The 13,802-nt window shown below is 65.9% G+C and carries 12 protein-coding genes; 8 read left to right on the top strand and 4 right to left on the bottom strand.

Annotated features, from left to right (window positions below; genetic code table 11):
• Positions 1–519 (top strand): N-acetyltransferase family protein, encoded by a 519-nt coding sequence (locus tag ACU0DV_RS02055; RefSeq protein WP_446242005.1) that lies wholly within the window; start codon positions 1–3, stop codon positions 517–519.
• A 24-nt stretch (positions 520–543) separates the two neighbouring features.
• Here the strand turns inward: ACU0DV_RS02055 and ACU0DV_RS02060 are convergent, their stop codons facing one another.
• Positions 544–1,446, bottom strand: coding sequence for a 5-dehydro-4-deoxyglucarate dehydratase (locus tag ACU0DV_RS02060; RefSeq protein WP_446242140.1), 903 nt, complete (start codon positions 1,444–1,446; stop codon positions 544–546).
• A 311-nt stretch (positions 1,447–1,757) separates the two neighbouring features.
• On the opposite strand from ACU0DV_RS02060, the gene glpK reads away from it, so the two are divergent.
• The 6 genes from glpK to ACU0DV_RS02090 all read left to right on the top strand — a co-directional run bounded on the left by glpK (position 1,758) and on the right by ACU0DV_RS02090 (position 9,462).
• A complete protein-coding gene (glpK, locus tag ACU0DV_RS02065; RefSeq protein ID WP_446242004.1) occupies positions 1,758–3,251 on the top strand; it encodes a glycerol kinase GlpK in 1,494 nt (497 codons plus the stop codon).
• Positions 3,248–4,369 (top strand): iron-containing alcohol dehydrogenase, encoded by a 1,122-nt coding sequence (locus tag ACU0DV_RS02070; RefSeq protein WP_446242003.1) that lies wholly within the window; start codon positions 3,248–3,250, stop codon positions 4,367–4,369. The genes glpK and ACU0DV_RS02070 overlap by 4 nt, the downstream gene beginning before the upstream one ends.
• A gap of 501 nt (positions 4,370–4,870) precedes the next feature.
• Positions 4,871–5,884: an amino acid ABC transporter substrate-binding protein gene (locus ACU0DV_RS02075; protein ID WP_100927306.1), complete on the top strand. Its 1,014-nt coding sequence runs from the start codon at positions 4,871–4,873 to the stop codon at positions 5,882–5,884.
• Between the two features lie 123 nt (positions 5,885–6,007).
• Positions 6,008–7,261: an amino acid ABC transporter permease gene (locus tag ACU0DV_RS02080; protein WP_446242002.1), complete on the top strand. Its 1,254-nt coding sequence runs from the start codon at positions 6,008–6,010 to the stop codon at positions 7,259–7,261.
• A gap of 13 nt (positions 7,262–7,274) precedes the next feature.
• Positions 7,275–8,660 (top strand): amino acid ABC transporter permease, encoded by a 1,386-nt coding sequence (locus tag ACU0DV_RS02085; protein WP_446242001.1) that lies wholly within the window; start codon positions 7,275–7,277, stop codon positions 8,658–8,660.
• Positions 8,661–8,670: 10 nt separating this feature from the next.
• Entirely contained in the window at positions 8,671–9,462 is a 792-nt protein-coding gene (locus ACU0DV_RS02090; RefSeq protein ID WP_283982793.1) for an amino acid ABC transporter ATP-binding protein, read from the top strand.
• A 47-nt stretch (positions 9,463–9,509) separates the two neighbouring features.
• Here ACU0DV_RS02090 and ACU0DV_RS02095 read toward each other — a convergent pair whose 3' ends face one another.
• From ACU0DV_RS02095 to ACU0DV_RS02105, 3 genes are read right to left on the bottom strand one after another with little or no spacing between them, the layout of a single operon-like run.
• Complete coding sequence (locus ACU0DV_RS02095) at positions 9,510–10,547, bottom strand: ABC transporter substrate-binding protein (RefSeq protein WP_446242000.1); 1,038 nt, start codon at positions 10,545–10,547, stop codon at positions 9,510–9,512.
• Positions 10,544–11,944, bottom strand: a complete 1,401-nt coding sequence (locus tag ACU0DV_RS02100; protein ID WP_446241999.1) for a sensor histidine kinase — start codon at positions 11,942–11,944, stop codon at positions 10,544–10,546. Before ACU0DV_RS02100 ends, ACU0DV_RS02095 begins: the two co-directional genes overlap by 4 nt.
• Positions 11,937–12,608, bottom strand: a complete 672-nt coding sequence (locus tag ACU0DV_RS02105) for a response regulator transcription factor (RefSeq protein WP_283982796.1) — start codon at positions 12,606–12,608, stop codon at positions 11,937–11,939. Before ACU0DV_RS02105 ends, ACU0DV_RS02100 begins: the two co-directional genes overlap by 8 nt.
• Positions 12,609–12,793: 185 nt before the next feature.
• On the opposite strand from ACU0DV_RS02105, the gene ACU0DV_RS02110 reads away from it, so the two are divergent.
• Positions 12,794–13,768 carry a Bug family tripartite tricarboxylate transporter substrate binding protein gene (locus ACU0DV_RS02110; protein WP_446241998.1) on the top strand — a complete coding sequence of 325 codons (975 nt, stop codon included), beginning with the start codon at positions 12,794–12,796 and terminating at the stop codon, positions 13,766–13,768.
• The last annotated feature ends 34 nt before the right edge of the window (positions 13,769–13,802 follow it).

A 13,802-nucleotide genomic window follows, 5' to 3' on the forward strand; every position in this document is an offset into this window, starting at 1 on the left:
GTGACACTGGAGATCGCCAAGATAACGGAAATGCATCGGTACGCCTCCGGGCTGGGGCGGGTGCTGGCCGACAGCGTGACCGACGGGGCGGCCATCAGCTTCATGCAGCCCTTCACGGCACAGGAAGGCGCGCGCTGGTTCGAGACCTCGGTCTTCCCGGACGTGGCCGCCGGGGGGCGCGTCCTGTTCGGCGCGCTGAAGGACGGCGAGGTGGTGGGGACCGTGCAATTGTTGGTCGCCATGCCCCCGAACCAGCCGCACCGGGCCGAGATCGCGAAGATGATCGTGCATCCCGGCAGCCGCCGTCAGGGCATCGGGCGCAGGCTCATGCTGGCGGCACTGGAGGAAGCCCGGGCGCGGAAGAAGACGCTTGTGACGCTCGACACGCGGACCGGCGACCGGGCAGAGCCGCTTTATGCCTCGGTCGGGTTCGAGGTGGCCGGGGTTATCCCCGACTTCGCCTTCGATCCCGATGGCGGCGCGCTGCACCCGACGACCTACATGTACATGAAGCTGTGAGGTTCGGGGCCACCGCATCGCCGCTCAGGTCCGGTCGCCGATGACGGCGCGCAGCATCTCGCGCTCTTCGCCCGTCAGGTCGGTGAGCGGAGACCGGACAGGCCCCGTTTCGAACCCGCGCAGGGCGACGCCCGCCTTGATGGCAGATACGGCATAGCCGGTCTTGCGGTCGCGGACCCTGGCGAACGGATAGTAGAAGTCGCGCAGCATCGCCTCGCAGGTGGCATCGTCGCCCGCCAGGAACGCGTTGTGAAACTTCAATGCGGTCTCGGGGACGAAATTGAAGACGGCAGAGGAATAGGTGTCCACGCCCGCGCCGCGATAGGCCTGTGCAAAGAGCTCATGCGTGGGCATGCCGCCGATGTAGGCCAGCCGGTCGCCCAGTCCGACGGTGATGCGCTTGACCGTGTCTATGTCGCCGGTCCCGTCCTTGAAGCCGATCAGGTTGGGGCAGTCCTCGGCCAGCCGCGCCAGCGTCTCTGCCGACACCACCGACTGACCGCGATTGTAGACGATCACTCCCATGCGCGTCGCCTTGCAGACGGCGCGGATGTGCGCCTCGATCCCGTCCTGCGGCGCACCGATCAGGTAGTGCGGCAGCAAGAGGATCCCGTCGCCGCCCGCCGCCTCGATTTCTCGGGCGAGGTCGCAGGCCATCCGTGTGCCATAGCCGCAACCCGCGATGATGGGATCGTTTGGCTGTGCCGCGCGGGCGGTGCGGACGACCTCCACGATCTCGGACGGGGTGAGGGAGAACATCTCTCCGGTGCCGCCGGCAACGATCAGCCCGGCGATCGGATGCGGCGCCAGCCACTCGAGATGCGCGGCAAAGGCTTTGGGGTTGAAAGCGTCGTCCGCGTCGAACGGCGTGACGGGGAAGGACAGGAGACCGGAGCGGATGATGTCGCGCAGCGCGCTGGGGGCGATCATGGGACGAACTTTCTTGGCAGGGCGCAAAATGGCATCCGCCGCCGGTGGCGGGCAGGATCATGGGCCGGGATCAGGTTGGTCGCAGGCTGCACCCCGCTTGGCGCGATTGCAAGATGCCGGGTCCGCCAAAGGCCACCGGGCGATTGGACCGCCGGGGCAGGACGAGACGCGTTCCCGGCCTCCGGCGCCACACGGCCTGTGTGACAGGTTCCGGCCTGCATCCCTTGATTTCCGGGGCCAAGGCCTGTCTTCTGGCGGAAATGACGGGTCCGGCTGCGGCCCCCCGCCCCAACAAACAGCGAGGTTCCATGACCCTCATCCTGGCCATCGACCAAGGCACCACGTCCACCCGCTCGATCCTCTTCGACACCGATCTGAAGATCGTGGCGACGTCACAGGAGGAATTCGACCAGCACTATCCCGCGTCCGGCTGGGTGGAGCACGACTGTTCCGACCTCTGGACGACGACGGCAGCGACCTGTCGCGGCGTGATGGAAAAGGCAGGCGTGCGCGCCGGGGACATTGCCGCCATCGGTATCACCAACCAGCGCGAAACGACACTCGTCTGGGACCGCAAGACCGGAAAACCCATTCACAACGCCATCGTCTGGCAGGACCGCCGCACGTCCGAGTTCTGCAAGGGACTGAAGGCGGAGGGTTTCGAGGACACTGTTACCGACCGCACCGGGCTTCTGCTCGACCCCTATTTCTCAGGCACGAAACTGGCCTGGCTGCTCGACAACGTCGAAGGCGCGCGCGAACGGGCAGAGGCGGGCGAACTTGTTTTCGGCACGGTCGATACCTGGCTGGTCTGGCACCTGACCGGCGGGGCGGAGCATCTGACCGACGCGACCAATGCCGCACGGACGATGCTATATGACATCCGCAAGGGCCGCTGGTCGAAGACGATCTGCGACAAGCTGGGCATCCCCATGTCGATGCTGCCCGAGGTGCGCGACTGCGCCGCCGATTTCGGCGAGACCCGCGCGGACCTGTTCGGTCAGCCGATCCCGATCCGCGGCATCGCGGGCGATCAGCAGGCGGCGACCATCGGGCAGGCGTGTTTCAAGCCGGGGATGCTGAAGTCGACCTACGGCACTGGCTGCTTTGCCCTGCTGAACACCGGGGACGAACCCGTCCGGTCGAACAACCGCCTTCTGACGACCATCGCCTACCAGCTGGACGGCAAGCCGACATATGCGCTCGAAGGGTCGATCTTCATCGCCGGGGCCGTGGTGCAATGGCTGCGCGACGGGCTGAAGATCGTGCGCAACGCCGCCGAGACGCAACCGCTGGCCGAACGCGCCGACGATGCGCAGGAGGTCATCCTCGTGCCCGCCTTCACCGGGCTTGGCGCGCCCTACTGGAACGCCGAGTGCCGGGGCGCCGTGTTCGGCCTGACGCGCAACTCGGGACCGGAGGAGTTCGCCCGCGCCGCGCTGCAGTCGGTGGGCTTCCAGACCCGCGACCTGCTGGAGGCGATGAAAGCCGACTGGTCGTCGGGCGGCGACGACACCGCGCTGCGCATCGACGGCGGCATGAGCGCCTCGGACTACGCGATGCAGTTCCTGTCGGACATCATCGGCGCACCGGTGGAGCGGCCCCCGGTGCTGGAGACGACGGCCACCGGCGCGGCGTGGCTCGCCGGCACCGCGGTCGGCATCCTGCCCGACATGGAGAGTTTCGCGGCGGGCTGGAGCGCCGAGAAACGCTTCGAACCCGACATGGCGGAGGATCGGCGCAGCGCCAGCTATGCCGCGTGGAAGAGGGCGGTGGAGGCCACCATCGGCTTCGCGTCTTGAGCTTGATCGTCCCGGCCAGAACCGTCTCGGGCCGCGGCAGCCGCAGTGCGGTACTCGAGGCCGTCACGCCGCTGCGGGGCGCCATCATCGTTGTGCGCGGGCAGTCGGTCCCCTGGGTCGACGTGCTGCTCGCGGAACTGATGGCGGCGGGCCGGCCGGTGTTTCCGGTGATCGCAACGGGCGAGCCCTCTCTGCCTCGGGTCGAGGCACTGGTCTCCGAGTTGCGCGAGTCGGGGGCGGGGATCGTGGTGGCGATCGGCGGCGGTTCGGTCATCGACCTGGGCAAGGCCTTGGCGGCACTGGTGCCCGCGCCGGGCGGGGTTCTCGACCATCTCGAAGTGGTCGGTGCCGGGCAACCGCTGGCTGAGCCTCCCTTGCCGCTGATCGCGGTCCCCACCACGGCGGGCACCGGCGCAGAGGCCACGAAGAACGCGGTGATCGACGTGCCGGACCACCGCCGCAAGGTCAGCCTGCGCGATCCGCGCATGGTGCCGGGGCTGGCGGTGCTCGACGCCGATCTGACGGAGAGGGCGCCCTGGCCGGTGACGCTGAGCACCGGCATGGACGCGCTGACGCAACTGATCGAAGCGTTCGTGTCCATCAGGGCCACGCCCGAAACCGATGTCCTGTGCCGTGCGGCCATCCCGTTGGCGGCAGGCGCCATGTCCCGCCTTTCGAAGGGAGAAGACCCGGACGCCCGGCAGACGATGCTTGTCGCCGCTCATCTGAGCGGCATAGCCCTCGCGAACGCTGGATTGGGCGCGGTGCACGGGCTGGCCGGGGTGTTGGGCGGACGCACGAAGGCGCCGCACGGGGCGATATGCGCGCGGCTCCTGCCCCCTGTGCTGAAGGTCAACCGGGAGGCCTGCCTGGCTGCGGGTCTCGACACCGGGCGCTTCGACGAGGTCGACGAGATGGTGGCGCGTGGCATGCGGCGGCCGGGCGAAACCGCTGCGGACCTGTTGCGCGAATTGATGTCGGGAACGGATATCCCGGGCCTTGGCGCCTTCGATGCGGAGGCGGTGGCCGAGGAGTCGCTGCAATCTTCCTCCATGAAGGGGAACCCGGTCCAACTGACTGTACCGCAACTGGTTTCCGTTCTCGGATCTGCGGCCTGAGACAGCCCTGTTACCGTTAGCATTTTCCGCGGTCGAATCCGGATTCAACTCAAGGTTGCCGCGCGCGCAATTGCGACCGGAATAGGGCTTAATAGTACACTGTTAAATCCTGTAAATGCGCCTCCGTGATGAAAAAATGATCATATTCTCATGCTCGTGAACAAGTCCGATTGGATGGCTATTCGCGGTGCCGCGTAATTTTAATAGTAAAATCAACATACTGCAGGAGATACTTGAAATCCGCAGACGGGTTCCACCAGTTGCGGTCCCCGCGATGAAACAAGTTGCAATTTACACCCGGCAGTCAAATGGTTTACCGATTTTGATGATGCAGATCGAAACTCCGCTTCCAAGCCGCCGTGAGCGGGCCGTGTCGCAAGCCGTCCTTGGCTGTGCTGCACGTGGCCGTTCGGTGACCGGAAACCGGGGCAAAGGAAAACCTTCAAAGACCGATCCCCGGCTAACGGGGCATGCATCGACAATCCAACAAGCGAGGACCACATGAAAACCAAACTGATGACCGTCGCTGTCGCAACAGCCATGGCCGCCGGTGCCGCCGGCGCTGCCACGCTCGACGACGTGAAGGCAGCAGGCTCTCTGAAATGCGGCGTGAGCCAAGGCCTTCCGGGCTTCTCTGCCACCAACGACGCGGGCGAATGGACCGGCATCGACGTCGACTACTGCAAGGCGCTGGCCGCTGCGGTTCTGGGCGATGCGAATGCCGTCGAGTATGTCTCGCTCTCCGCGAAGGACCGCTTCACCGCGCTGTCCTCCGGCGAGATCGACGTGCTGTCGCGCAACACCACCTGGACCATCACCCGTGACACCGACCTCGGCATCACCTTCGTCGGCGTGAACTACTACGACGGTCAGGGCATGATGGTTCCGGCCGGTCTGGGCATCAAGTCGGCGCTGGAACTGGATGGCGCGACCATCTGCACCAACACCGGCACCACCACCGAGCTGAACATCACCGACTACTTCCAGCAGCACGACATGACCTTCGAACTGGTCGCGCTGGAGAACTCGGACGAGGTGATCGCGGCCTACGGCGCGGGCCGTTGCGACGTCTTCACCACCGACCGTTCGGGTGTGGCCGCAGAGCGTCTGAAGCTGGCGGATCCGGAAGCGCACGTCGTGCTGCCGGAAACCATCTCGAAGGAGCCGCTCGGGCCGTCCGTCCGCGCCGGTGACGAGCAGTGGATGAAGATCGCCAAGTGGGTGCTGTTCGGCGTGATCGAAGCCGAAGAGTACGGCATCACCTCCGAGAACGTCGAAGAGATGATGAGCTCCGAGAACCCGTCCGTGCAGCGCATCCTGGGTGTTGGCGACAACAACTACGGCGCGTCGCTCGGCCTCGAAGCGGACTTCATCAAGAAGGCCGTCGAGCAGGTCGGCAACTACGGCGAGATGTACGAGCGCAACGTCGGCCCCGACACCCCGCTGAAGCTGGACCGCGGCGTGAACAACCTGTGGAACAACGGCGGCTTCATGTACGCACCGCCGATCCGCTGATCGGACGAGGCGAACGGCCGGTCGTCCACCGACCGGCCTGAACTGAACCGCGACCCATCAAGAACGGAAAGGGGCGGAGGCATGCCTCTGCCCCTTTTCCAATAAAACAAGCGGGGAACATCCATGACATCTGTGACCGACAGCGACGGCCAGCAGGGGACAGAGGAACGCAGGGGTCTTGCGGCGCTGGTCTTCGACAGCCGCGCGAGATCGCTTTTCTTCCAGGGCGTGCTCGCCCTCATCATCATCGGGCTGATCTGGCTCGCGCTGCAGAACGCCGCGCAGAACCTGGCCGATCAGAACAAGGAATTCGGCTTCGACTTCTTCGACAGGCCGTCCGATATCCAGATCCTGACCACCTTCGGGACTTGGCTTCTGGATTACGAACCGGGGCAGAGCACGATCTTCGACGTGTTCCTCCTGTCCATCGCCAACACGCTGATCGTGGCGATTGCCGGCATCTTCTTTGCGACGATCTGGGGCTTCCTGCTCGGGATCTTCCGGCTGTCGAGCAACTTCGTGCTGCGCGGCTTTGCCACCGTCTACATCGAGCTTCTGCGCAACGTGCCTCTGCTGCTCCAGATCTTCTTCTGGACGGCGGTGATGCGGATCGTGGCGCCCTCCGAGCGCGGCGTCTACTACACGCTCGTGCCCGGCCTGCTCCAGTTCGACGCGAAGGGCATCTACGGTCCGTTCCCCATCGTCGAGGACGGGTTCATCTTCACGCTGCTGGCCTTCATCGCCGCATGCGTCGGGGCCTGGGCCTACGCCAGATGGGCCAAGAAGAGGCAGGACAAGACGGGTCAGCCGTCCCCGGTCCTCCTTGTGACGCTGGGCCTGATCGTCGTCGTCCCGACGCTGGTCTACCTGGTCTCCGGGCGCCCGGTCACCATCGAGTGGCCGAACTACGTGACCGAGGGGCCGATCTTCCGCCAGGGCTTCGAGATGGGTGTCGGCAGCTACATTGCGCCGGAGTTCATGGCGCTCTTCCTCGCGCTCTTCACCTATACGGCGGCCTTCATCGCGGAAATCGTCCGCGCCGGGATCCAGGCCGTGCCGGAGGGCCAGTCCGAGGCCGCAGGCGCGCTGGGTCTGCCGGACGGTCTGACGATGCGCAAGGTGGTTCTGCCGCAGGCGTTCCGCGTGATCGTGCCGCCGCTGACCTCCCAGTACCTGAACCTGACCAAGAACAGCTCTCTGGCGGCCGCCATCGGCTACCCGGAACTGGTCGCAGCCTTCGCGGGAACGATCCTGAACCAGGTGGGACGCGCGATCGAGATTATCGCCGTGGTGATCCTCGTGTACCTCACGATCTCGCTGCTGACGTCGGCCTTCATGAACTGGTTCAACAACCGCGTCGCGCTGGTCGAACGGTAAGGGGGACGATCTGATGCAAGAACACGAAACAGATCACTGGGTCCGCACCCACGAAGCGCCCGTTCTGCCTGCTCCGCCGACCGAGGTCGGTCTTCGCGGCTGGCTGTGGCGGAACATCTTCGCCTCGATGTCGGACTTCACCAGCCCCGGCAAGGCCGTGGGCTCGGTCATGATGATCCTGATCACCGTCTTCGCCGCGTATTCGCTGGTGTGGATGACATGGACGCTGCTGGACTTCGCCGTCTTCAACGCGACCTTCTCCGACCCGGAGGGGCTGAAGCGCGAGGCCTGCTTCGTCAACCCGACCGGGGCCTGCTGGCCGTTCGTCCAGGCGAAGTGGTACCAGTTCATGTTCGGCTTCTACCCGGAGGAGAACGTCTGGCGGGTGAAGCTGTCGATGCTGATCCTCGCGGTCGGCATCGCGTGGCTGATCTTCCCGCTGCCGCATCGCGGCAAGGTGGCGGCCTTCATGCTGACCGGGTTTCCGGTCCTCGCCTTCGTCCTGCTCAACGGCATGCCGGTCGAGGAAGACGGCGACCTCGGCCACATCTTTGCCGGTGCATGGTTCCCGCTGGTGCTGGCGGCGGTGATCTTCGCCGCATGGTGGCTGGCCAATTCCGGACGCTTCGGGGACGTGGGGTCGGCCTTTGCTCCGGCGCTGCTGATCGCGGCGAGCGGGCTGGCGCTTTGGGGCGGCTTGCCGCTGGTGACAATGGCCATCGACCTGGCGCTCGGCACCGAAGTGGTCGAGACCAACAAGTGGGGCGGCCTGACCATCACGCTGGTGGTGGCGATCTTCGGCATCGTGATCTCGCTGCCGGTGGGGATGCTGCTGGCACTTGGTCGGCGGTCGAACGCACCGATCATCAAGTACACCTCGGTGATCTTCATCGAGGTGGTGCGGGGCATCCCGCTGATCTCGGTGCTGTTCTTCGCCTCGGCGATGCTGCCCTACTTCCTCGAACCGGGAGTGGACTTCAACAAGCTGCTGCGCGCCATGATCGGCGTGGTGCTGTTTGCCTCCGCCTACATGGCAGAGGTCATCCGGGGCGGTCTTCAGGCCATTCCGAAGGGCCAGTACGAAGGCGGCATGTCGCTGGGGCTGAGTTTCTGGCAGCAGATGCGGCTGATCATCATGCCGCAGGCGCTGACCACGGTGATCCCGGGGATCGTGAACACCTTCATCGGCCTGTTCAAGGACACCACGCTGGTTCTGATCATCTCGATCTTCGACCTGCTGGGCATCCTGAACAACACCCTGAAGGACCCCGAATGGTCCACGCCCACGACGGCCTATACCGGCTATCTCACCATCGCGCTGATCTACTGGGTCTTCTGCTTCGGCATGTCCCGGTACTCGGTCCACATGGAACGCAAGCTCGACCGCTCGAACCGCTGAGGAACACATCATGACAGAACCAATGACAATGGAGGCCCCGGCGGCCAGGAAGCTGGAAGTCTCCGACGAGGTGGCCATCGAAATCCGCGGCATGAACAAGTGGTACGGCCAGTTCCACGTCCTGCGCGACATCGACCTGACGGTCTTCCGCGGCGAGCGGATCGTGATCTGCGGGCCCTCCGGGTCCGGCAAGTCCACGCTGATCCGCTGCATCAACGCGCTGGAGGAACACCAGAAGGGCTCCATCGTGGTGGACGGCACGCGGCTGACGTCCGATCTCAAGAACATCGACAAGATCCGGTCCGAGGTCGGCATGTGCTTTCAGCACTTCAACCTCTTCCCGCATCTGACGATCCTCGAGAACTGCACGCTGGCCCCGATCCATGTCCGCAAGACGCCGAAGAAAGAGGCCATCGAGACCGCGATGCACTTCCTGCACAAGGTCAAGATCCCCGATCAGGCGGGCAAGTACCCCGGGCAGCTTTCGGGCGGTCAGCAGCAGCGTGTGGCCATCGCCCGCTCGCTCTGCATGAAGCCGCGCATCATGCTGTTCGACGAACCGACCTCGGCGCTCGACCCGGAGATGATCAAGGAGGTGCTCGACACCATGATCGAACTGGCCGAGGAGGGGATGACCATGCTCTGCGTGACCCACGAGATGGGCTTTGCGCAGGCGGTGGCGAACCGTGTGATCTTCATGGCCGACGGCCAGATCGTCGAACAGAACGAACCCACGCGCTTCTTCAACAACCCGCAGAGCGAACGCACCAAGCAGTTCCTGAGCCAGATCATCGGCCACTGACTGCGGCGGACACGACAGGGAAGGGCGGTCCAGGGGCCGCCCTTTTCCTATGGCAGAACGCCGAGGTTGAACGCGCCCTGCCAGAGCGACAGCAGGGTCTCGCGCCGCTGCTGGTCCAGCGCCACCAGCAGCGGCGGCGACAGGGGGATCGGGCGGCGGGCGCTTTGCAGCAGCGCGGTCTCGGACGGGTCATGCTCCATCACCAGCCCGGCGGCGCGCAGGGCGTCGCGCGCCTGCGGCGACAGCAGGAAGTCCAGCAGACGCACGGCGGCGGCCTTGTTGGGCGCGGTGCGCGGGATCATGAAACCGCGCGACAGGATCAGGGTGTAATCCTCCGGCTGGATCACGCCCACGTTGGGCGTACTGTCGCTTGCGACGTAGGACCCGAGGACGTTGTAGGCGATCAGGAACCGCCCCTCCGCCACAGCGTCGATGATCTCGGACGAGCAGCAGGTGGCCACCGCCTGCACGCGGGCGAACCCTTCGAGCATGGCGCCGAAGGTCGTGGCCTCGAGGCTGTCGGCATGGGCGAAGAGATAGCCAAGCCCTGAGGCCGCGATGTCGTAGGTCGCGATGCGTCGCTGCAGGAGGTCGGGGCGGTTGCGCATCATGTCGAGCAGGGCGAACCGGCTGCGCGGCACGTCGTCCCCCTTGAACGCGTCGAGGTTGTAGATGATGACCGCCGGTTCCTCGGTGATGCCCCAAAGCTCGTCGCGCCACCGGCGGGAGGCGGGCAGGGCGGCGGTGCTCTCTGACCGATAGGTGTGTCCGCAGGCGGCGTTCACCAGCCAGACAAGCTGATGCACGCCGGAGGACAGGACCGCATCTGCGGCGGGGATCTTGCCCGCGCAGGCGTCGCGGCTGTTGCGGAACAGGTTGTTGGAGCCCCACTGTTCGTAGTTCACCGACAGATCGGGATTGGCCTCGACGAACCGCTCCATCACAGGCCGGATGATGTCGATGTCCGTCGTCGACCGGACGTCCAGACGGCTTGCCCCGGTGCCGAAGGTGGTCCGGTCTTCCTGAGCGGCCGCGGCCCGGGGGAACAGCGCGCACATCAGGATGAGGCAGAGCAAGCGCGTCATGCCGGATCCTCCCGCGCGGTGTCGTCTGCGGGCAGGACAAGCGCCACGCGGAACCCTTGATCGGTGCGATTCATGTCCACCCGCCCGCCGGAGGCCGTCGCCACGGCAGCCACGATGGAAAGCCCCAGACCCACGCTGTCCTCCCGCGATGTCTTGGTCCGTTCGAACCGCGCGCCGAGGGAGGCGATGACCGCTTCGTGCGGGCCGGTGCCGGTGTCTTCCACCCAGATCACGGCCTCTGCCCCGCTGAGTTCGGTGCCGACGGTGACTGGCGGCTTGCCATGTTTCAGCGCGTTCGACAGGAGGTTCTTCGCCGCCTGACCCACGGAAAAAGGGTCCGCCACGGCGATGACGGGGTCCTCTCCGATGGCCAGCCGGACCTCCGCCCCCGGGGAGAGAAGTTCGTGGTCGCGCCGCTCGATCAGGTCCAGCGCCACCTCGCGCAGGTCGAAGGCCACGCGGGGCACGCTGTCGCCGCGGTGGATGACCATGGCCCGGGACAACAGTTGGTCCAGCAGGTCGCCCAGCGACCGCGTCCGCGCCAGCAGCATGCCAAGCGGACGGCTGGGCGGTGTGCCGTCGCCCGCCATGGTCTCTGCCTGCACCCGGATCGCGGCGACGGGCGTGCGCAACTGGTGCGCCGTGTCCGAGATCAGGTTGCGCATCCCGTCGATCTGCTTGTCGAGGCGCTGCATGAAACGGTTGAGGGACTCCAGCATCACGCGCAGTTCCTGCGGACGCCCCTCTACCGGCATCGGCGTCAGGTCGTAGGGGTCGCGGCGCGCGAGGTCGGAGGCCAGTGCCTCCAGCGGCCGCACGGCCGAGCGGACGGCAAACCAGGCGATGACCAGCAGCGCGATCCCGGCAAAGGCCAGCGGCACCAGCGCGTCGAGCGCAAGATCCAAGGTCATTGCCTGCCGTGCCGAGAGCGTCTGCCCTACGGTGACCGACACGTTGCCGGAAAAGTCGCGCTCGGCAAAGCGGCGGACGACACGGACAAAGCGCGCGGCCTCGCCCTGCATGCGGTCGTCGAAGAACTGGAGGAGCGCGGCACGATCCGAGCTTTCCGACGGTTCGAACCTGTCGGAGAGGCCGGTCACGATTTGCCCGTCGGGGCCGCGCACGTCGTAGTGGATGCGGTCGTCGGGTGCCTGGGCCAGCAGCTCGAAGGCGGAGACGGGCAAGTCAACCACCGCCTTGCCGTCCTGAATGCGGATCGATTCCGCGATGTCGTTCGCTGCGCCCAACAGCAGGCGGTCGTAGGTCTGCCGCGCCGCCGAGCGACCGTTGATCCACGTCCAGACCGAGACCAGCATGCCACCCAGCAGCAGCAGCAGGATGACCGCGGACAGTACGCGGCCGGTCAGGCTGCGGATCGGGTGGTGCAGGTCAATCATCCGTCCCGATCCGATAGCCGACGCCGCGCTGGGTCGAGATCGACACGCCGCTGCCGGTCAGCTTCTTGCGCAGCCGGGCGACATACAACTCGATGGCGTTGATCCCGACGTCCGCGTCGTCGAACCCGAAAAGCGAGTCGTAGAGGCGCTGCTTGGACAGGACCTGACCGGGATGCCGCAGGAATGTGGCCAGCACGGTCGCCTCGCGCCGCGTCAGGTCGAGCCGGCGGTCGCCGATGGTCGCGGTCATCTCGGACGGAGAGAAACCGAGGTTCGCAAGCTGGATCAGGTCGGCCTTCGGCCCCGTCTCGCGCCGGACGATGGCCCGCAGCCGCGCCTCCAGTTCGCGTTGTTCGAAGGGTTTCACGAGGTAGTCGTCGGCGCCGATGTCCAGCGCGTCGACCCGGTCGTCCACCGTCCCGAGCGCCGTGAGCATCAGCACCGGCGTCCGGTCGCCGCCCGCCCGCATCTCGCGCAGCAGCGCCAGTCCGGAGCCATCCGGCAGGTTGATGTCGAGGATCACGGCATCGTAGGTCTGGACCGCCCGGTGGTCGCGTGCGCCTTCGAGGTCGACGGCATGGTCGCCCACGATGCCGGCCTGGCTCAGGCGCGCGATGACCCCTTCGGCAAGGTCCGTGGCGTCTTCGACCATCAGCACCCGCATGTCCGGGACGTCCCTTTCATTTCTGCCGAATTCCGCGCCGCTTTCCGGCCTTTGACAGCTTCACGACAGCTTCCTTCGCTACGTCCTTTGTCTAACCCGTAACGAGGGAGGCTGCAAAGGCAGTCGTGACTACGGGGAATGTCGGGCGGCCGCCTCTCGCGGCTGCCAATGTGGAGGAAAATGACATGATCAAAGCAACCCGGCTCGTCGTGGCCGCGGCACTCGTGGGCGTATCCGCCCTTGCCGCCAGCGCGCAGGAAAACCCGGAATGTATCGCACCGGCCAACCCGGGCGGTGGCTGGGACTTCACCTGCCGTCAGGTGGGCAAGTCGCTGCAGGACCTTGGCCTGATCGACAAGACCATGCAGGTCGTCAACCTCGCCGGTGGCGGCGGTGGCGTGGCCTACGCCGAAGTGGTTAACAAGCGTAACGACAGCAACGACCTGATCGTCGCGGCATCCTCGGCCACCGCGACCCGCCTCGCGCAGGGCGCGTATCCGGGCAACACAATGGACCAGGTGCGCTGGCTCGCGTCGGTCGGCGCGGATTACGGCGTGATCGCCGTCGCCGCCGACTCCGAGATCGACACGCTCCCCGCGCTGCTCGACCAGATCAAGGCGAACCCGACCACGATCTCCGTTGCGGGCGGTTCGGCCGTGGGCGGCTGGGACCACCTGAAGGTCCTGATCGCGGCCAACGCCTATGGCATCGATGACGTGCGTTCGATCAAGTACATCGCCTTCGACGGCGGTGGCGAGGCGGTGACCCAACTTCTGGCGGGCTCTGTCCAGGCCTTCACCGGCGACATCTCCGAAGCGAAGGGCTTTGTCGACTCGGGCGACATCAAGGTGATCGCGGTCCTCGCGCCCGAGCGTCTGGGCGGCGAGTTCTCCGAGATGCCGACCGCGAAAGAGCAGGGCGTCGACGCCATCGGTGCCAACTGGCGCGGCTTCTACGCCCCGGGCGGCATGTCCGACGAGGCATATGACGCATGGGTTTCCAAGATCGGCGAGCTCTATGCCTCCGACGAATGGAAAGCCGTGATGGAGACCAACGGCCTCGCGCCGCTGGACCTGCAGGGTGCTGACTTCCAGGCCTTCGTCGAGGAATCCGTGGCCAAGATCCAGTCGATCTCCAAGGAAATCGGCATCATCAAGTAAGCGTCCCCCGCGCGCTTCCTACAGGGCGCCGCCG

This window comes from Sagittula sp. (genome assembly GCF_052825245.1).